This window comes from Oceanimonas sp. CAM02 (assembly GCF_032842915.1).
Classification (GTDB): Bacteria; Pseudomonadota; Gammaproteobacteria; order Enterobacterales; family Aeromonadaceae; genus Oceanimonas; species Oceanimonas smirnovii.
Window position 1 is genome coordinate 1 of the sequence record NZ_JAWJBK010000003.1, and the last position, 19328, is coordinate 19328.

Sequence of the window (19328 nt, forward strand, 5' to 3'; positions counted from 1 at the left end):
CCCCATGCACAAGTAAAAAGTATTACGCGGGAATAGCTCAGCTGGTAGAGCACAACCTTGCCAAGGTTGGGGTCGCGAGTTCGAATCTCGTTTCCCGCTCCAAGTTACAACGATGTCGTCTCACCAGAACGGTATCTAAAAGTTTTGCGGGAATAGCTCAGCTGGTAGAGCACAACCTTGCCAAGGTTGGGGTCGCGAGTTCGAATCTCGTTTCCCGCTCCAAATTGAAAAGCCGGCCTAGTGTCGGCTTTTTGCTATTCGGGATTAGCATAAGCTCATGCACAACCTTGCCGAGGCCTCACCCTCAGCGCGCATGCACAGGCATGCCCTTGTCCACAGCGCGAATAAGGCGGGCGGTTTTACGGTTTTGCTGTTCCAGCTTGCCGCTCTGTTGCGCCAGCGCCCAGTCAATGTGCTCGCGCACCATATCGTCCACGTTATCACGCTTTTCCTCGAGCGCCTGCACCACCATGGGGCTGGCGGGCGCATTGCCCAGTGCCACGGCAATATTACGCAGCCAGCGGCGATGTCCAATGCGGCGAATGGGGCTGCCTTCGGTTACTTTCAGAAAATGGGTTTCGTTCCAGCTGAACAGCTCCAGCAGTTGGGGCGCATGCAGCTGCTTCCTGGGCGCAAAGTCCGGCTCCTGGCTGGCGCCGGCAAAGCGGTTCCAGGGGCAGATTAACTGGCAGTCGTCACAGCCGTAGATACGGTTACCCATCAGTGCGCGAAACTCTTGCGGAATGGGGCCGTCCAGTTCAATGGTGAGGTAGGAAATACAGCGGCGGGCATCCACTACATAGGGCTCTACAATGGCCTGGGTAGGGCAAATGGTCAGGCAGGCCACACAATTGCCGCAGCCTTCTTCCACCGGCGAGTCTACCGGCAGCGGCAAATTTACCAGCAGCTCACCCAGAAAGAAAAAAGAGCCCTGCTCCCGGTTGATCAGCAGCGAATGTTTGCCGGTCCAGCCCAGGCCGGCATTGACCGCCAAGGGGCGCTCCAGTACTGGGGCCGAGTCGACAAAGGGACGGGCCACCAGCTGCTCTGCCCGGCTCTGAATTTTTTCTGCCAGTTTTTTTAGCCGGTTACGTAATACCTTGTGATAATCCCGGCCAAGGGCGTAACGGCTGATGTAACCTTTCTCAGGATCGCTCAGAACATGGGCGATGGCAGCGTGCTCGGGCAAATAACTCATGCGTACCGAAATTACCCGCAGAGTGCCCGGCAGCAGCTCATGGGGGCGGGCGCGCATCATGCCATGGCGCTCCATATACTCCATGTCACCGTGATAGCCCTTTGCCAGCCAGCTGCCGAGCAGGGGCTCTTCACCGGACAAATCGGTCCCGGTAATGCCGGCCTGGTCAAAGCCTAGCTCTGCTGCCCAGAGCTTGATATCGTGAGCCAATGCATCTAAGTCGGGAGTGGTCATGAGCATTACCGGTCTGGAAAAGCCCCATATTCTAACACAAGGGCTCTGGCTGCCGGAGCAGATCCAACAAGGAGAGCGTCAGGCGGCTGCCGCCATGGGCATGGCCATGTTTGAGCTGATGTCCCGGGCCGGGCTGGCGGCCTTTGAACTGGCCCGCCGGCAATGGCCTCAGGCCCGGCACTGGTGGGTATTTTGTGGTGGTGGTAATAACGGCGGAGACGGCTATGTGGTGGCCCGGCTGGCCCGTGCCGCCGGCATTCATGTGCAGCTGGTGCAGATGGGCGATGCCGAAGCCCTCAGCGGAGATGCCGCCACCGCGCGGGATCATTACCGGGCTGACGGCGGTGCCATCGAGCAGCTGGGGGCGCTGCAGGGAACACCCGATCTGGTGATCGACGCCTTGCTCGGCACCGGCCTCAGCGGAACGCCCAGGGGCGCAGCCCTGCAGCATATTGCGGCCATTAACCGGCTGAATGTGCCCGTGCTGGCCATGGATGTGCCATCCGGTCTGTGTGCCGGCACCGGCTGTATTCCTGCCATGGCGGTATCCGCTCATACCACCATCAGCTTTGTGGGTCTGAAAACCGGCCTGCTGACTGGGCGCGGACCAGACGTGTGCGGACATGTTTGCCTGGCGGACCTGGGTATTCAGCACCGGCTGCCGTCAATGCCGGTTGTTGAACTGTTACACTGGCATACCCAGCGAAAGGCACTGCCAGCGCGCCGCCGGGGAGCGCACAAAGGAGAAACCGGCCGCTTGCTGGTGGCTGGCGGTTATGCTGGTATGAGCGGAGCTATTCGCCTGGCCGGTGAAGCGGCGCTGCGCTGTGGCACCGGTCTGGTGCGGCTGGTGAGCCATGCCAGCCATGTGCACTGGCTGAACCTGACCCGGCCCGAGCTGATGACCGCCACCTTTCCGGAGTTTAGCCAGTGGCATTGGTGCGATGCGCTGGTGACAGGCCCGGGGCTTGGCCGCAATGACTGGAGCCGGGCATTGATGGCGGCAGCGCTGAATGCCGGCAAACCCATGGTGATCGATGCCGATGCCCTGCATTTGCTGCAGGGCAAAGCACCGGTACAGGCAGTATTAACCCCTCACTCCGGTGAGGCCGCCGCTTTGCTGGGGTGTACGGCTGCTGAAATAGAAACCAACCGATTGGCGGCGGTGCAAGAGCTGCGGGAACAAACCGGAGCCGTTGTGGTCCTGAAAGGTGCAGGAACCCTGATTGCCGGCCCCAGTGGCACAGCACTGTGCCCTCATGGTAATCCGGGCATGGCATCAGGGGGTATGGGAGACCTGTTATCTGGTATAATCGGCGCTTTTCTGGCCCAGGGGCTTGCGCCGGAAAGTGCCGCCCGTCTGGGGGTATGTCTGCATGCCTGTGCCGGCGACATGGCCGCCGCACAGGGCATGACCGGCATGCTGGCATCAGATTTGCTTTACCCTGTAAGAAGCCTTATCAATCAAACGGATGATTATGACAACAATAAGCCTGACACTGGCCGATGAGGCCGCCACTCTGGCTTTGGGCAAGGCCCTTGCCCAAAGCAGTGATACTGCCTGTGTCATTTTTCTGCATGGTGAACTGGGAGCGGGAAAAACAACCTTCAGCCGGGGAGTGATTCAGGCGCTGGGGCATACCGGCAAGGTAAAAAGTCCTACTTACACTCTGGTGGAGCCTTATCAGTGCGGTGAACGTGCCGTCTATCATTTTGATCTCTATCGTCTGGCGGATCCGGAAGAGCTGGAGTACATGGGCATTCGTGATTACTTTACCGGCAACAGCCTGTGTCTGGTGGAGTGGCCGGAGCGGGGCGCAGGGATGCTGCCTCAGGCCGATCTGGATATTACTCTCAGCTATGACGGTGATGGCCGTGTGGCAATGCTCACCGCCCATACCGACACCGGCCGCGCCGTGCTCAAGGCGGTATCATGATGAGAACCCTGCTGACGCTGTTTATGGTACTTTGCTCTGTCAGTGTCTGGGCCAATCAGCTGGAAGGTATTCGTATCTGGCCGTCACCGAACAATACCCGCATTGTGCTTGATATGCAGGCCAGCCCCCGTTTTGATCATTTTATGCTGAATGGTCCGCACCGGCTGGTGGTGGATCTGGAGCAAACACAGAACCGGGTAAACTTTTCTGCCATTAAAAACAGCAGTGAGCTGATCACCCGGATTCGCGATAGCAAGCCGCCCAGGGCGGGCAGTTACCGGCTGGTATTTGAGCTGACGTCATCAGCCAGCCCGGTGGTGTTTCCGCTGGCTCCCGCCGGTAACTACGGACACCGGCTGGTGATCGACTTGCCGTATCAGGATCAAAGCAGAAAGCCCGAGCCTCCTGAGCGTAAAATGGCTCCGGCGGGCTTGCGTGAGCTGGTGGTGGCCATAGATGCTGGCCACGGCGGTGAAGATCCCGGTGCGGTTGGCCCCAAAAAGAACCATGAGAAGCACATTACCCTGGCTATCTCCCGCAAGCTGGCGGATCTTATCAACAAGGAGCCGGGCATGCGTGCAGTACTGACCCGCACCGGTGACTATTATGTGAACCTGAACCAGCGTTCCGAAATTGCCCGCAAGGCCCGGGCCGATCTGCTGCTGTCCATTCATGCCGACAGCGTGGCAAATCAGGGCCCTCGTGGCGCATCGGTCTGGTTGCTGTCATCCAACCGCGCCAACCGGGAAATGGCCGGCTGGCTGGAAAAACAGGAGCGTCAGTCCGAGCTGCTGGGCGGTGTGGGGGAAGTGATTTCCCAGACCGATGGAAATCCTTATCTCACCCGCACCTTTCTTGATCTGTCCATGGACCGCTCCCGCGCCGACAGTTATGCCATCAGTGAACACATATTGGCGGAAATGGCCAAGGTGGTGCGCCTGCATAAACGCAAGCCCGAACACGCCAGCCTGGCGGTGCTCAAGTCGCCGGATATACCGTCTTTGCTGATTGAAGCCGGGTTTATTTCGAACCCCCATGAAGAGCAGTTATTGCTGACGTCGTCCCATCAGCAAAAAATTGCGCAGGCGCTGCTCAATGGCGTTAAATCCTATTATCGGCAAAACCCGCCCAACGGCACCATGATGGCGGCCAAGGCGGCACCGGGCTCATCCATTCGCCATACGGTAAAAAGCGGTGAAAGCCTGTCGATCATCGCCCGCCGGTATGGCGTCTCGGTCAGCCGCATCAAGGGTCACAACGATCTAAATACCGATGTGGTTCGGGTAGGGCAGGTGCTGAATATTCCGGGTAGTTAAAATGGCAATACAAATATTACCGGCCCGTCTTGCCAATCAGATTGCCGCCGGTGAAGTGGTGGAGCGGCCGGCCTCTGTGGTGAAAGAGCTGGTGGAAAACAGCCTGGATGCGGGGGCTACCCGCATTGAGGTAGATATTGAAAAAGGCGGGGCCAAGCTGATCCGTATTCGTGATAACGGCTGTGGTATCGGCAAAGACGAACTCACCCTGGCCTTGTCACGCCATGCTACTTCCAAGGTCAGCACCCTTGACGACCTGGAGGCCATTGTCAGCCTGGGCTTTCGCGGTGAGGCACTGGCGTCAATCAGTTCGGTATCAAGGCTGTTGCTGACGTCCCGCACCGCGGCTCAGGAAGAAGCCTGGCAGGCCATGGCAGAAGGCCGTGATATGGCGGTGCAGCTGCAGCCGGCCTCTCACCCTCAGGGCACCACGGTAGAGGTAAGTGATCTGTTCTTTAATACGCCGGCCCGCCGGCGCTTTCTGCGTACCGAGAAAACCGAGTTTGGTCATATCGATGAAGTGTTGCGGCGTATTGCGCTCAGTCGCTTTGATGTGAATATGACACTGCGGCACAATGGCAAGCCGGTGCGTCAGTACCGCTCCGGCAAGTTGCCGTCACAGCATGACAAACGGCTGGCAGCGGTGTGTGGCCAGGCTTTTGTGGGGCCGGCGCTTAAATTTGACAGCGAGCATCATGGTTTGCGGCTGTGGGGCTGGCTGGCACCACCGTCTGCGGCCCGCAACCAGCCTGATTTGCAGTATACCTATGTGAACGGTCGCATGATGCGTGACAAGTTGTTTAATCATGCGGTGCGTCAGGCCTATGGAGACAGACTGCCGCCCGAAGGTCATGCTGCTTTTGTGCTCTATCTGGAGCTGGACGCTCACGAAGTGGATGTCAACGTGCACCCGGCCAAACATGAGGTGCGGTTTCATCAGGCCCGGCTGGTGCATGACTTTATTTTTCAGGTGCTGCAGCAAACCCTGGAGCAGGAGCGCGCACCGGCTGCAGAGCCGCAGCAAGGCTTTTCCGGTGAACCCGATGCCAGCTACGACGCTCAGTATGATGAAGCTGCAGTGTCACCGGCCCCCCGCTATACACCTGCAAGTCATGGCTACGGCCGGCAAACCGAGCGCAGTGACAGTGGTCTGAGCCGCCAGCAGTGGCAGGGGCTTGACAGCCTGCTGACCACGCTGCCCCGTGCTGATACGTCTGTACCGGTATCCACAGAAACCCCAGCAGATGCCATGCCACTGACATTGGAGCAGCAGCGGGCACTGGTGGTGTTTTACCGGAAGCAGCTATGGCTGTGTGAACTGAATCTGGCCCAGGCCTGGCTTAATGGGCGATCCCTGTTTGCTGTCTGGCAACAAGGACTGACGCCTCAGCCTCTGTTGCTGCCAATACGACTGGCGCTGAGCACGGAGCAAAAAGCACAGACTCATGCTCATCAGGCGCTGCTGCAAAAGCTGGGGCTGGAGTTGAAAAGCGGCCCCGGTGACACCATTATTCTCGTCCGGGTGCCACAACCTCTGCGTCATGCGGATCTGGCCCGCTTGTTTCCCGAGCTGCTGGCTCGGCTGGAGCAGGAAACGGCCAGTCAGCCGCAGGCCTTGTGTCAGTGGCTGGCGCAGCAGGCCATTGCCGATAACGAATGGAACTGGCAAAAAGCCACGGCGTTGTGGCAGCAGCTGCTGCCTGAACTGGCTGATCCATTACCGGAATTTATGTGTCCGGTGGATGTTACTGAGCAACTTAACAGGTGGACATATGGGCACTAAGCCCCTGGCAATATTCCTGATGGGGCCAACTGCCTCGGGTAAAACCGGTCTGGCCACCGAGCTGTGCCGGGCATTGCCTTGCGAGGTGATCAGCGTCGATTCGGCGCTGGTCTATAAAGGCATGGATATCGGCACCGCCAAGCCTACTGCAGAAGAGCAGGCTATCACGCCGCACCGGCTGATTGATCTGATTGATCCGCTGGATGCCTACTCTGCCGCTGATTTTCGTCGCGACGCCCTGGCTGCCATGGCGGAGGTGACTCAGGCCGGGCGTATTCCGCTGCTGGTAGGCGGCACCATGCTGTATTTCAAGGCGCTGCTGGAAGGATTGTCCCCCTTGCCTTCGGCAGACTCTGCAGTGCGTGCCGGCATAGAAAGTGATGCTGCCGCGCGGGGCTGGACGGCATTGCATCATGAGCTTGCCCAAATCGATCCTGTCTCGGCGGCGCGTATTCATCCCAACGATCCTCAGCGCCTGTCCAGAGCATTGGAGGTTTTTCGAATTTCCGGTAAAACGCTCACAGAATTAACCCAAAGCAAGGGTGATCCCTTGCCTTACAAAGTGTTACAGTTTGCGATTGCACCGGCTGAGCGTGCCACGTTACACCGCCGCATTGCCGAGCGCTTTGAGCTGATGCTGAACCAGGGATTTGAGCAGGAAGTGCGGGCATTATATGAGCGGGGAGATCTGCACACCGAGCTGCCGTCTGTTCGCTGCGTAGGCTACCGGCAAATGTGGGATTACCTGGCCGGTAATGTTGGCTATGATGAAATGGTACAGCGTGGTATTGCCGCCACCCGTCAGCTGGCCAAGCGACAGCTGACCTGGCTGCGGGGCTGGCCTGAGCTGACCTGGCTCGATACCGACGACAAGGACGCCGGACGGCAACTGATTGAGCAGGTAATACTGGCCCAGTCAGTAAAACAATAATAAATTTCCACTATTACAAAAGATAAGGACAACAAAAATGGCTAAGGGGCAATCACTGCAGGATCCGTTTCTGAACGCACTGCGCCGGGAGCGGGTACCCGTCTCTATTTATCTGGTCAATGGCATCAAGCTGCAGGGCCAGATAGAGTCGTTTGACCAATTCGTTATTCTGCTGAAAAACACCGTCAGTCAAATGGTGTACAAGCATGCCATCTCTACCGTGGTACCGGCCCGTCCGGTGCAGCACCTGAGTGTACCGTCAGGCAGCCATCAGGAACAGGCCGACAGTGAGCAGGATCAAGATTGAGTTACGCTGAATTAGTGATGGCCGGCAGACGGAGGACCCCCTATGTTTGAACGTTATCAGGGTGGTGAGTCCGCCATTTTGGTGCATATTAATTTCACTGACGACAGTGAGCGGGAAGATCTTGAAGAGCTTGAACTGCTGACTGATTCAGCAGGAGTCACCACCTGTGCCGTGGTCACCTCGAGCCGGGCAGCTCCCCAGTCCAAGTTCTTTATCGGCACCGGCAAGGTAGAAGAGCTGGCGGCACTGGTGCAAATGCACCAGGCCGATGTGGTGATTTTCAATCACAGTCTGTCTCCTGCCCAGGAACGTAACCTGGAGCGGGAAGTCAAGTGCCGGGTACTGGATCGCACTGGTCTTATTCTCGATATTTTTGCTCAGCGTGCGCGTACCCATGAAGGCAAATTACAGGTAGAGCTGGCTCAGCTCAGCCATTTATCTACCCGGCTGGTGCGTGGCTGGACCCACCTGGAGCGACAGAAGGGCGGTATCGGCCTGCGTGGTCCGGGTGAAACCCAGCTGGAAACTGACCGCCGGCTGTTGCGAGAGCGCATCAAATATATTCGCAAGCGACTTGAAAAAGTATCCCGCCAGCGGGAGCAGGGCCGGCGTGCGCGTCAGCGCAACGAAATTCCTACCCTGTCTCTGGTAGGCTATACCAACGCCGGCAAGTCGACCCTGTTCAACCGGCTGACCCAGGCCGGGGTATACGCCGCGGATCAGCTGTTTGCCACTCTGGATCCGACCTTGCGAAAAATTGAGTTGCCCGATGCAGGGCCGGCTATTCTGGCTGATACAGTGGGTTTTATTCGTCATCTGCCGCACGATTTGGTGGCAGCCTTCAAGGCGACGCTGCAGGAAACCCGGGATGCTGACCTGTTGCTGCATGTGGTGGACTGTGCTGATGAACAGATGCGGGACAATATCGACGAGGTAAACTCGGTACTGGAACAGATCGAATCCGATGAAATTCCGGTACTCATGGTTTACAACAAAATCGATAAGCTTGATCAGCCGTTACCCCGTACCGAGCGGGATGACGAAGGCCGTCCGCGGGCAGTGTGGGTATCAGCGCAACAAGGTCTCGGTATTGATGGTCTGTTAGAAGCACTGAATGAGCGTCTGGCCGGCACCCTGATCGAACACAGACTGACGTTGCCGCCATCGGCCTCGCGGCTGCGCAGCCGGCTTTATGCGCTTAACGGCATAGTGGCAGAAGCTTTTGGCGAACAGGGTGAATACGTGGTGGATATTCGTTTGCAGCAAGCTGACTGGCACCGGCTGCTCAAACAGGAAGGTGAGCAACTGGAAAGCTTTATAAGCGATTGATTGCCTGAATGATCCATTGCTTGGTAGAGTTAATTTCATAAACCAGAAAGACGGAGATACAAATGGCTTGGAATGAGCCTGGAAATGGTGGCAAAGACCGTGATCCCTGGGGGAATGACGGCAAGCATCAGGGCCCGCCGGATCTGGACAAGGTGATCCGCAACCTGAGCGGAAAACTGGGAGGAGTGCTGGGTGGTCGCGGCTCTGGTAATGGCGGCGGTGGTCTCGGCTCTTTTGGAGTGATAGTGGCGCTGGTGATAGCGGTGGCCGTGTGGGTAGTCAGTGGTTTCTACACCATTGGCGAAGCTCAGCGTGGCGTGGTGCTGCGTTTTGGCAAGTTCTATCAGACGGTAGAACCCGGCCTGAGCTGGAAAGCTACCTTCATTGATCGTGTCTATCCGGTAGATGTGGAAACCGTGCGTTCACTGCCGGCATCCGGCTTTATGCTGACCCGGGATGAAAACCTGGTTCGGGTAGAAATGGATGTGCAGTACCGCGTTATCGAACCCCGTGACTACCTGTTCAACGTCACCAATGCCGACGACAGTTTGCATCAGGCTCTCGACAGTGCCCTGCGCTATGTGGTGGGCCACAGCACCATGGACGACGTGCTGACCGTGGGTCGTGAACGGGTACGTCAGGAAACCCGGGAGTTGTTGCAAGAGATCATTGATCCCTATCAGCTCGGTTTGATGATCCTGGATCTGAACTTCCTGCCGGCCCGCCCGCCGGAAGAAGTGAAGGATGCTTTTGACGATGCCATCGCCGCTCAGGAAGACGAACAGCGCTTTATTCGTGAAGCAGAAGCCTATGCCCGGGAAATTGAGCCCAAGGCCCGTGGTCAGGCTCAGCGCCTGCTGCAGGAAGCCGAAGCTTACAAGCAGCAAATTGCATTGCGTGCTGAAGGTGAAGTGGCCCGCTTCCGTGAACTGCTGCCCCAGTATGAACTGCAGCCGGAGCTGACTCGTCAGCGTATTTACCTTGAAACCATGGAAGAAATTTACAGCAAGGTTAACAAGGTAGTGGTGGACACCCCGGAAGGCAGCAACAGCCTGATGTATCTGCCGCTGGATAAGCTGATGGAGCAACAGGCGACGCGTGAAGCCCGAGTGGATCCCAATGTGATCACGTCCGACTATCTGAACAACAACAATGTGCCTTCCGGACAGGACAGCGGTCAGCTCAGACCCGGCTCCGACCGAAGCAACATTCGTCCGACGTCAGGGAGAAACTAAGCGATGAAAAGAGTATTAATCGTGGTGCTGGCCCTGCTGGCGATACTGCTTTTCTCTTCGGTATTTGTGGTTGCCGAAGGGGAGCGGGGCATAGTACTGCAGTTTGGCAAGGTCAAGCGCGAGCAGGATTCCGAACTGCCGGTTATTTACCAGCCAGGTCTGCACTTCAAGGTGCCGATGATCGATCAGGTGCGCAAGCTGGATGCCCGCATTCAGACCCTGGATGATCAGGTGGATCGTTTCGTCACCTCAGAGAAAAAGGATCTGATCATCGATTCCTACGTGAAGTGGCGTATCGACAACTTTGCATCCTATTATCTGGCCACCGGTGGCGGCAATCGTCTGCAGGCAGAAAGCCTGCTGCGTCGTCGTATCAACAACAGTCTGCGTTCGGAGATCGGCAGCCGTACCATTCGTGACATTGTGTCCGGTGAGCGGGGTGATGTGATGGAAAGCGCGCTGAAAGGCTTGCTGGAGTCATCTTCCGAGCTGGGGATCAAAGTAGTGGATGTGCGCATCAAGCAGATCAACCTGCCTACCGAGGTGTCCAACTCCATCTATCAGCGTATGCGTGCCGAACGGACCGCTGTGGCCCGGGAGCATCGCTCTGAAGGCCGTGAACAGGCCGAGATCATCAAGGCCGAAGCGGATCGTCGGGTAACTATTATGATCGCTGATGCCCAGCGTAATTCCCGTACTCTGCGTGGTGAAGGGGACGCTGAGGCAGCCAGGATTTATGCTGATGCCTATGCCGCGGATCCGCAGTTCTTTACCTTTATCCGTAGCCTTGAAGCCTACCGCAAGAGCTTTGAGCAGGGTGGAGATATGATGATCCTGAAACCGGACGGCGACTTCTTCCGCTTCCTGAAGGATCCGCAAGGCAATTAATCAGTCTGCTGAATCAGTAAAAAGCCCGGGAAACCGGGCTTTTTTTTGAGCGTGATAATATTTTCAGCAATCCGGCCGTCCAGCAGTTCCGGCCTTGGTCAAAATTTGGTAGACTCCATTTTTAACAACTCGACAGTTAGAGAAAATGGGACAAAACGTTGTTGTACTAGGCACCCAGTGGGGTGACGAAGGCAAGGGCAAAGTTGTCGATCTGCTGACCGACAAGGCTCGTTATGTTGTACGTTATCAGGGCGGCCACAACGCCGGACACACCCTGGTTATCGACGGCAGAAAGACCGTCCTCCATCTCATTCCCTCAGGTATCCTGCGCGACAATTGCACCTGTATCATCGCCAACGGCGTTGTGCTGTCTCCTGACGCTTTGCTGAAGGAAATGGCCGGCCTGGAAGAAAGTGGTGTGCCGGTGCGGGAACGCCTGAAACTGAGCGAAGCCTGCCCGCTTATTCTGCCTTACCATGTTGCCATGGATCAGGCCCGCGAAAAGGCCCGTGGTAATAAAGCCATTGGCACCACCGGGCGTGGTATCGGCCCTGCTTATGAAGACAAAGTAGCCCGTCGCTGTCTGCGCGTGGGTGATTTGTTCGACATGAACACCTTTGCCCATAAGCTGAAAGAAGTAGTGGAATACTATAACTTCCAGCTCAAGGGTTTCTATGGCGTTGAAGAAGTATCTTACGATGAGATACTGGAGCAGGCCAAAGGCTACGCCGAGCTGCTGACCAGCATGGTGGTTGATGTAACCGACCTGCTCGACAAGGCCCGCCGCAGTGGTGAGCGCATCATGTTTGAAGGCGCTCAGGGCACTCTGCTCGACATCGATCACGGTACCTACCCTTACGTCACCTCATCCAACACCACCGCCGGCGGCGTGGCCACCGGCTCCGGTTTTGGCCCCTGCTATGTGGATTATGTGCTGGGCATTATCAAGGCCTACACCACTCGCGTGGGCTCTGGTCCGTTCCCTACAGAGCTGTTTGACGATGTCGGTCAGCACCTGGGTGTGAAGGGGCATGAGTTTGGTGCTACTACCGGCCGCAAACGTCGTACCGGCTGGCTCGATATGGTGGCCATGAAGCGCGCCATTCAGGTGAACTCCATTACCGGCTTCTGCCTGACCAAGCTTGATGTGCTCGACGGTCTTGACGAGATCAAGATCTGTACCGGTTACAAGATGCCTGATGGCTCGGTGCAGGATGTGCCGCCCATGGCTGCTGAAGGCTATGAGACAGTGACACCGGTATACGAGTCCATGCCCGGCTGGAGTGATAACACCTTCGGCGTGACCACGGTAGAAGGTCTGCCTCAGGCGGCGCGTGATTATATCAAACGCATTGAAGAGCTGACCGGTGTACCGGTAGATATTATTTCTACTGGCCCGGATCGTGCCGAAACCATGATACTGCGTCACCCGTTTGAAGCCTGAACTTTAAACTGCACGCAATAAAAAAAACGCCGGCTCACTGAGCCGGCGTTTTTGTTTGATTCACTTTGGTCATTCCGGCTAAGGCCGGAACCCATTCTGCAGACGTTGATGTCGTCAGTCATGGACTCCGGGTCAAGCCCGGAGTGACGATAGTCTGCAGATCAGCGGCTGCGCTCGACTGCCATATGGGCCAGATCAATCAGGGCGGCCTTGTGCTCGGAGTCGGGCAGTACATGCAGTGCATCAATGGCTTTCTGCGCTTCTTCCCGGGCGCGCCGGCGACAATATTCCAGGGCTTGGGTCTGCTCCAGAATCGCCATGATCTCATCCAGATGATCCATGCCGGTGCGGTTAGTGATGGCATCACGAATACGCTCACGCTGAGCCGGCGTGCCATTTTCCATGGCTCGCAGCAGGGGTAGCGTGGGCTTGCCCTCTGCCAGGTCATCGCCCACATTTTTGCCCATGTCACTGGCATCGGAGCAATAGTCCATCACATCGTCCATTAACTGAAACGCTGTGCCCAGATACTTGCCGTAATCCAGCATGGCCTGCTCGGTGGCTTCAGGCTGATGAGTCAGCACGGCTGCCAGGCGGGTGGCTGCCTCAAACAGCTTGGCGGTTTTGCAGTAGATCACCTGCATATAGCTGGCTTCGGTAGTATCCGGGTCATTGCAGTTCATTAACTGCAATACTTCCCCTTCAGCGATGACGTTGGTGGCTTCACTCAGCAGCTGCATAATGCGCATGCTGTTCAGCTCTGTCATCATCTGAAAGGAGCGGGTATAAAGAAAGTCGCCCACCAGCACGCTGGCAGCGTTACCGAACAGCGCATTGGCGGTATCCCGGCCCCGGCGCAGGTCCGATTCGTCTACCACATCGTCGTGCAGCAGGGTGGAGGTATGAATAAACTCCAGCAGGGCGGCCAGCTTGATGTGGTCAGTGCCTTCGTAGCCCAGTGCCCGGGCGCTGAGCACGGTGAGCATGGGGCGCATGCGTTTGCCGCCGGCGCTGACAATATAAAATCCCAGCTGATTGATCAGACCGACGTCTGACTGCAGGCGGGTCATGATGAGTTCGTTGACCGCTTGCATGTCCTGCTCGGTCAGTTGTTTGATCCTGTGAATATCTACCATAAAAGTTATAAGCCGGACGATGCAGTGTGAATTCAATAATGTTAGGATTTTACACGATTCGTCAAAGGGATAAACCTGTCCGGGCAGGCATGGTCTGCAATGCGGACGGGCATCATTTTTTTGCGCTCTCTCCCCTTGTCTCAGGGGATCAATTTGCGTACAATGCGCGACCATTGTAAAACAGTTTTAGTGCACAGCCCTTCAGCGGGCATAAGTGCCATATTCGGAGTTAAAATCATGTACGCGGTAATCCAAAGCGGCGGAAAACAGCACCGTGTAGCCGAAGGCCAGGTTGTTCGTCTGGAAAAACTGGACGTAGAAACCGGCGCTTCTGTCGAGTTCGACAAAGTGCTGATGGTAGCCCAAGGTGAAAACGTTAAAGTAGGTGTACCCTACGTTGATGGTGGCAAGGTAACTGCTGAAGTAGTTACTCACGGTCGTGGCAAAAAAGTCAAGATCGTTAAGTTCCGTCGTCGTAAGCACTCTCGCAAACAGCAGGGTCACCGTCAGTGGTTCACTGAGGTGAAAATCACTGGTATCAGCGCCTAAGAGAGGAGTTAAGTTCCATGGCACATAAAAAAGCAGGCGGCTCTACTCGTAACGGTCGCGACTCAGAAAGCAAACGTCTTGGTGTAAAGCGTTACGGTGGTGAATCTGTCCTGGCGGGCAACATCATCGTTCGTCAGCGCGGCACCAAATTCCATGCCGGCGACAACGTAGGCCTGGGCAAGGACCACACTCTGTTCGCCAAAGCCGACGGCAAGGTGAAGTTTGAAGTTAAAGGTCCTCAGAACCGTAAGTTCGTCAGCATTGTAGCCGAGTAAGCTACGATCAGGACTTTAAAAAGCCCCGCCAACCGGCGGGGCTTTTTGCTTTAATAAAGGCACGTTCGGCAAGAGCCGGATAGACAGGCTCAGAAAACGAATGGGAGAGCAGTGAAATGAAATTTGTCGATGAAGCGGAGATCCGCATCGAGGCGGGCGACGGCGGTAATGGTTGTGTAAGCTTTCGCCGGGAGAAGTATATTCCCAAAGGCGGCCCCGATGGTGGTGACGGCGGCGATGGCGGCGATGTGTATATGCTGGCCGACGAAAACCTCAACACCCTGATCGACTATCACTTCGAGCGCTTTCATCGTGCCGAACGTGGCGAGAATGGCCGGGGCGGCAATTGTACTGGCAAGCGCGGTAAGGATCTGGTGCTGACGGTGCCCGTGGGTACCCGTGCCAAGGATGAAATGACCGGCGAGATCCTCGGCGATCTGACCCGCCATGGCCAGAAATTACTGGTGGCCAAGGGCGGTTTTCACGGTCTGGGTAATACCCGCTTCAAAAGCTCGGTAAACCGGGCACCGCGGCAAAAGACCAACGGCACCCCGGGAGAAATCCGTAATGTGCTGCTGGAGCTGCTGCTGCTGGCTGATGTGGGTCTGCTGGGCCTGCCCAATGCCGGCAAATCCACCTTTATCCGTTCGGTATCGGCAGCCAAGCCCAAGGTGGCGGATTACCCCTTTACCACCCTGGTGCCCAACCTGGGGGTAGTGCGTTGTGACGGCCAGAAAAGCTTTGTCGTGGCAGATATTCCCGGTCTGATTGAAGGTGCTGCCGATGGTGCCGGCCTTGGCATTCGCTTTCTCAAGCATCTGGAACGCTGCCGTATACTGCTGCACATTATTGACGTGCTGCCCGTTGACGGCTCGGATCCTGCCGATAACGCCGACATCATTGTCAACGAGCTGAACCAATACAGCGAAGAGCTGGCTGCCAAACCACGCTGGCTGGTATTTAACAAGCTGGATCTGGTGGATGACGAGCAGGCCGAAGAAGTCATTGCCCGCGTCACCGAGCTGCTTGACTGGCAGGGGCCGGTACACCGCATGAGCGCCATCAGCAAGAGCGGTACCCGTGAGCTGACTCAGGCACTGATGGCCTTCCTGGACGAGCACCCGCGCACTCAGGAAGAGCTGGAAGCAGCCCGTGAGCCGGTCAGCTTCAAGTGGGATGAATATCATCAGTCAGCCATGCACGAAGCGGAAGATGAGGATGATGACTGGGACGATGAAGAAGATGACGGTCACGTTATCTACACCAAGGAGTAAGCGGACAGCATGATGTTATCCATGATAGTGGCCATGACTCGAAACGGTATTATCGGCAAGGATAATGACATGCCCTGGCACCTGCCGGCGGATCTGGCCTACTTCAAGCAAACCACCCTGGGCAAGCCGGTGATCATGGGACGTAACACACATGAGTCCATCGGCCGGCCGCTGCCCGGGCGGCGCAATGTGATTGTCAGCCGCTCGCTGAGAGAGGCACCGGCGGGTACCGAGCTGGTGTCGTCCCCCGAGGAAGCCATTGCGCTGCTGAATGGTTACGAAGAGGTCATGGTCATGGGCGGCGGCCAGCTCTATGCCGCCTTTCTGCCGCTGGCGGACCGGCTTTATATTACTCGTATAGAAGCCAATATTGACGGTGATACCCGTTTTCCTGCTCTGGATGAGCAAGCGTGGAAACTGATGCGTGAAGAGGTGCGTGCCGCCGATGAACGCAATGAGTACGACTGCCGGTTTCAGGTGCTGGAGCGGGGTTAATTACCACTCAGGCATGCACAGGGCAGGGCGTGCTGATGCGCTCACCGGTTTCCCAATGCAGCAGCGTCAGGCTGCCACCCCACACACAGCCGGTGTCCAGCGCATGGATGCCGGCTGTGTCACACTGGCCTTCCAGTGCCGCCCAGTGACCAAACACCAGCGGCGGATCCTGATGTTCACTGCGCAGCTCAAACCAGGGTTTAAGTGTTGCCGGCACCTTGTCCAGACCTTCCTTGAAGTCAAAGTCCAGCCGGCCATCGGCATAGCACAGCCGCATGCGGGTAAGGGCATTGATGGTAAAGCGCAGCCGGTCAAGTTCGTCCAGATCCTCACGCCAGCGGTCCGGCTGGTTGCCGTACATATCTCGTAATCGATCCAGATAGTGCTCAGAACGCAGTTCAGTTTCAGCGAATCGTGCCGCCGCACGCGCCTGTTCAACCGACCACTGGGGCGGAATACCGGCATGGGTCATTATAAAGCCATGTTCGCTGTGCTCTGCCAGCAGTGGCTGCTGCCGCAGCCAGAACAGTAAGTCAGTACTGTCGGCAGCCTGCAGAATGCGTTGAACTTTGTCTGCTTGCTTGGGCTTGCGCAGGCCGGCAGCAACCGCCAGCAGATGCAGATCGTGATTACCCAGTACTGTGGTGGCGGCATTGCCCAGGGCCATGACCCGGCGCAGACAACCCAGGGAGTCTGGCCCCCGTGCCACCAGATCACCGGTCAGCCAGAGCTGATCCCGGGACGGAGTAAAGCCCACGCCGGCCAGTAACTGGTTCAGCTCGCTCAGGCATCCCTGCAGATCGCCGACAATATAGGTGGCCATCAGTTGATCAGATTCGGCTGGGCCAGACGAAAGGGCGCTATGGGGGCCTCAAACTCGCTGCCGTCATCCCGGCGCAGGGTATAAAAGCCTTCCATCACGCCCACCGGTGTTTCCAGGCTCACACCACTGGTATAGGTATAATCATCCCCCGCTGCAATAGTAGGCTGCTCACCCACCACACCGCTGCCTTCCACTTCAATACGTTTGCCGTTGGCATCAGTGATCAACCAGCGCCGGCTGATCAGCGTAACGGTTTCATCACTTTGGTTGTCAATGGTGATGGTATAGGCAAACACATAATGCTCATCTTCCGGCGACGAACGATCCGCAAGATAGCGGGGCACCGGAGTAATATGAATGGCAGCAGCAGACATCAGGACTCCTTCTTTTGTGACAGGGCATTGGCCAGCGTAACGTATTGCGCCAGGGTCAGCTGCTCCGGACGAGTGGAAGGATCCAGGCCCAGGGCAGTGATCTCGTCCGCAGTAAACAGGTGGCTCAGGCTGTTACGAATGGTCTTGCGGCGCTGACCAAACGCATCTGCGGTGATCCGGGACAGATCCTTGAGGCTCTGAGCCGGATGCGGCGGTGTCTCAAATGGCAGCAGCCGCACTACCGCCGAGTCGACCTTGGGCGCAGGCTTGAAGGCCTCCGGTCCCACTTCCAGTACGGGGACGACTTCACAGTAATATTGCGCCATCACACTGAGGCGGCCATAGGCCTTGCTGCCCGGACCGGCAGCGAGCCGGTTCACCACTTCCTTTTGCAGCATAAAGTGCATGTCCTGCACCAGTGCCGAGAACTCAAATAAATGGAACATCAGCTGGGTGGAGATGTTGTAAGGCAGGTTACCGAAAATTTTCAGTTTTTTGCCGGGTTCGCACAGGCTGCTGAAGTCAAACTTCATGGCGTCGGCCTGATGAATATTGAGCTTATCTTTCAGAAAGGGGTGGGTTGCCAGACGGGCAGCCAGGTCCCGGTCCAGCTCGACAACATTCAGGCGTTCAATACGCTCGCACACCGGGCCGGTAAGCGCACCCAGACCAGGACCGATTTCGACCATGGTAAAGTCGTCGGACGGATGAATGGCATTGACTATCTGATCGATGGTGTAATCATCGTGCAAAAAGTTCTGACCAAAACGTTTACGGGCCTTGTGGCCTTGGTGGACCTTGCTATTCATCGCGTTTTTCTATCATCTCAATGGCTTGGTTTAGTGCGCACAGCATGCTGCCCGCGTCAATCTGGTCGGTGCCGGCCAGCTCCAGGGCAGTGCCGTGATCGACCGAAGTACGAATAAAGGGCAGTCCCAGGGTAATGTTAACGGCCTTGCCAAAGCCGATGTATTTCAGCACCGGCAGACCCTGGTCGTGATACATGGCGAGAAAGGCATCGGCATCTTTCATGTATTTTTCATTGAATACGGTATCGGCCGAGAGCGGGCCAACCAAATCCATGCCTTCTTCACGCAGTTCGTTCAGGGCAGGAATAATGACATCAATTTCTTCCCGCCCAAGGTGCCCGTCTTCTCCGGCGTGGGGGTTCAGGCCACACACATAAATACGCGGGCTTGCAATGCCAAATTTGCTTTTCAGCTCGGCATGCAGAATGCGGGTAATTTTGGTCAGACGCTCATGGGTAATGGCTTTTGACACATAAGCCAGCGGAATATGAGTAGTCACCTGGGCGACTCTCAGTCCGGGGGTGGCCAGCAGCATGACCACATCAGGCACATTGGCCTGCTGGGCAAAAAACTCGGTGTGGCCACTGAAAGACACGCCGGCCTTGTTGATAATACCCTTGTTGACCGGGCCGGTTACCACCGCATCAAACTCGCCGGTCATGTTGCCGTCGGATGCCCGTTTCAGGGTTTCCAGCACATAAAGGCCGTTGGCTTCATCCAGCACGCCAGGAGTGGCGGGTCTGGCCATTTTAACCGGTGCTACTGTCAGGGTGCCGGCCATTTGTGGCCTGGGTTCAGCCTGTGGATCATAGGTAAGCAGGGTGATATCCCGGCCCAACAGTTCAGCCCGGGCTTTAATCAGCTCCGGGTCGGCAATTACTACCAGCTCGGCCGGCCAGTCCAGGTCGGCCAGCGCCAGCATCAGCTCCGGGCCTATGCCAGCGGGCTCTCCGGGGGTGATGGCTATGCGTTTACAACTCACGAGTCACCA

20 protein-coding genes and 2 tRNA genes are annotated in these 19328 nt (G+C 56.8%); 16 read left to right on the forward strand and 6 right to left on the reverse strand.

Features of this window, described 5'->3' with window-relative positions; all coding sequences use genetic code 11:
• Positions 1-26: 26 nt before the first annotated feature.
• Together R0I78_RS00220 and R0I78_RS00225 are read left to right on the forward strand one after the other, a co-directional pair.
• Positions 27-102, forward strand: a tRNA-Gly gene (locus R0I78_RS00220).
• A gap of 44 nt (positions 103-146) precedes the next feature.
• Positions 147-222 (forward strand) — tRNA-Gly (locus tag R0I78_RS00225).
• 82 nt (positions 223-304) lie between these two features.
• Here the strand turns inward: R0I78_RS00225 and queG are convergent.
• The gene (gene queG / locus R0I78_RS00230; protein WP_317073866.1) at positions 305-1432 is read right to left on the reverse strand and encodes a tRNA epoxyqueuosine(34) reductase QueG; all 1128 of its coding nucleotides are present in this window, start codon (positions 1430-1432) and stop codon (positions 305-307) included.
• On the opposite strand from queG, the gene R0I78_RS00235 reads away from it, so the two are divergent.
• The 10 genes from R0I78_RS00235 (at position 1431) to R0I78_RS00280 (ending at position 12602) form a co-directional block, all read left to right on the forward strand.
• The gene (locus R0I78_RS00235; RefSeq protein ID WP_317073867.1) at positions 1431-2942 is read left to right on the forward strand and encodes an NAD(P)H-hydrate dehydratase; all 1512 of its coding nucleotides are present in this window, start codon (positions 1431-1433) and stop codon (positions 2940-2942) included. The genes queG and R0I78_RS00235 overlap by 2 nt on opposite strands.
• Positions 2908-3369: a tRNA (adenosine(37)-N6)-threonylcarbamoyltransferase complex ATPase subunit type 1 TsaE gene (gene tsaE / locus R0I78_RS00240; RefSeq protein WP_211212446.1), complete on the forward strand. Its 462-nt coding sequence runs from the start codon at positions 2908-2910 to the stop codon at positions 3367-3369. Before R0I78_RS00235 ends, tsaE begins: the two co-directional genes overlap by 35 nt.
• Entirely contained in the window at positions 3369-4685 is a 1317-nt protein-coding gene (locus tag R0I78_RS00245; RefSeq protein ID WP_317073881.1) for an N-acetylmuramoyl-L-alanine amidase, read from the forward strand. The genes tsaE and R0I78_RS00245 overlap by 1 nt, the downstream gene beginning before the upstream one ends.
• A gap of 1 nt (position 4686) precedes the next feature.
• Positions 4687-6468 carry a DNA mismatch repair endonuclease MutL gene (gene mutL, locus R0I78_RS00250; RefSeq protein ID WP_317073868.1) on the forward strand — a complete coding sequence of 594 codons (1782 nt, stop codon included), beginning with the start codon at positions 4687-4689 and terminating at the stop codon, positions 6466-6468.
• Entirely contained in the window at positions 6458-7399 is a 942-nt protein-coding gene (miaA, locus tag R0I78_RS00255) for a tRNA (adenosine(37)-N6)-dimethylallyltransferase MiaA (protein ID WP_019935303.1), read from the forward strand. The genes mutL and miaA overlap by 11 nt, the downstream gene beginning before the upstream one ends.
• Before the next feature lie 37 nt (positions 7400-7436).
• A complete protein-coding gene (gene hfq / locus R0I78_RS00260) occupies positions 7437-7706 on the forward strand; it encodes an RNA chaperone Hfq (RefSeq protein ID WP_019935304.1) in 270 nt (89 codons plus the stop codon).
• Between the two features lie 42 nt (positions 7707-7748).
• Positions 7749-9035 (forward strand): ribosome rescue GTPase HflX, encoded by a 1287-nt coding sequence (gene hflX / locus R0I78_RS00265; protein WP_019935305.1) that lies wholly within the window; start codon positions 7749-7751, stop codon positions 9033-9035.
• 62 nt (positions 9036-9097) lie between these two features.
• A complete protein-coding gene (gene hflK / locus R0I78_RS00270; protein ID WP_317073869.1) occupies positions 9098-10270 on the forward strand; it encodes an FtsH protease activity modulator HflK in 1173 nt (390 codons plus the stop codon).
• Between the two features lie 3 nt (positions 10271-10273).
• Positions 10274-11158 (forward strand): protease modulator HflC, encoded by an 885-nt coding sequence (gene hflC, locus R0I78_RS00275; protein ID WP_019935307.1) that lies wholly within the window; start codon positions 10274-10276, stop codon positions 11156-11158.
• A gap of 145 nt (positions 11159-11303) precedes the next feature.
• On the forward strand, positions 11304-12602 hold the full coding sequence (locus tag R0I78_RS00280) for an adenylosuccinate synthase (RefSeq protein ID WP_317073871.1): 1299 nt from the start codon (positions 11304-11306) through the stop codon (positions 12600-12602).
• A gap of 161 nt (positions 12603-12763) precedes the next feature.
• On the opposite strand, the gene ispB is transcribed toward R0I78_RS00280, so the two are convergent.
• Positions 12764-13738, reverse strand: a complete 975-nt coding sequence (ispB, locus tag R0I78_RS00285; protein ID WP_317073872.1) for an octaprenyl diphosphate synthase — start codon at positions 13736-13738, stop codon at positions 12764-12766.
• Positions 13739-13975: 237 nt separating this feature from the next.
• On the opposite strand from ispB, the gene rplU reads away from it, so the two are divergent.
• The 4 genes from rplU (at position 13976) to folA (ending at position 16331) form a co-directional block, all read left to right on the forward strand.
• Positions 13976-14287 (forward strand): 50S ribosomal protein L21, encoded by a 312-nt coding sequence (gene rplU, locus R0I78_RS00290; protein WP_019935310.1) that lies wholly within the window; start codon positions 13976-13978, stop codon positions 14285-14287.
• 17 nt (positions 14288-14304) lie between these two features.
• Complete coding sequence (rpmA, locus tag R0I78_RS00295) at positions 14305-14562, forward strand: 50S ribosomal protein L27 (RefSeq protein WP_019935311.1); 258 nt, start codon at positions 14305-14307, stop codon at positions 14560-14562.
• Between the two features lie 116 nt (positions 14563-14678).
• Positions 14679-15836: an Obg family GTPase CgtA gene (cgtA, locus tag R0I78_RS00300; RefSeq protein WP_019935312.1), complete on the forward strand. Its 1158-nt coding sequence runs from the start codon at positions 14679-14681 to the stop codon at positions 15834-15836.
• Positions 15837-15845: 9 nt separating this feature from the next.
• Positions 15846-16331 (forward strand): type 3 dihydrofolate reductase, encoded by a 486-nt coding sequence (folA, locus tag R0I78_RS00305; RefSeq protein ID WP_317073873.1) that lies wholly within the window; start codon positions 15846-15848, stop codon positions 16329-16331.
• Between the two features lie 7 nt (positions 16332-16338).
• On the opposite strand, the gene R0I78_RS00310 is transcribed toward folA, so the two are convergent.
• The 4 genes from R0I78_RS00310 to pdxA are packed head-to-tail and all read right to left on the reverse strand — an operon-like array spanning position 16339 to position 19319.
• Positions 16339-17154, reverse strand: coding sequence for a symmetrical bis(5'-nucleosyl)-tetraphosphatase (locus tag R0I78_RS00310; RefSeq protein WP_317073874.1), 816 nt, complete (start codon positions 17152-17154; stop codon positions 16339-16341).
• Positions 17154-17528, reverse strand: coding sequence for a Co2+/Mg2+ efflux protein ApaG (gene apaG / locus R0I78_RS00315; RefSeq protein ID WP_317073875.1), 375 nt, complete (start codon positions 17526-17528; stop codon positions 17154-17156). Before apaG ends, R0I78_RS00310 begins: the two co-directional genes overlap by 1 nt.
• On the reverse strand, positions 17528-18337 hold the full coding sequence (gene rsmA / locus R0I78_RS00320; protein ID WP_019935316.1) for a 16S rRNA (adenine(1518)-N(6)/adenine(1519)-N(6))-dimethyltransferase RsmA: 810 nt from the start codon (positions 18335-18337) through the stop codon (positions 17528-17530). Before rsmA ends, apaG begins: the two co-directional genes overlap by 1 nt.
• On the reverse strand, positions 18330-19319 hold the full coding sequence (pdxA, locus tag R0I78_RS00325; protein WP_026344870.1) for a 4-hydroxythreonine-4-phosphate dehydrogenase PdxA: 990 nt from the start codon (positions 19317-19319) through the stop codon (positions 18330-18332). Before pdxA ends, rsmA begins: the two co-directional genes overlap by 8 nt.
• Positions 19320-19328 lie beyond the last annotated feature (9 nt).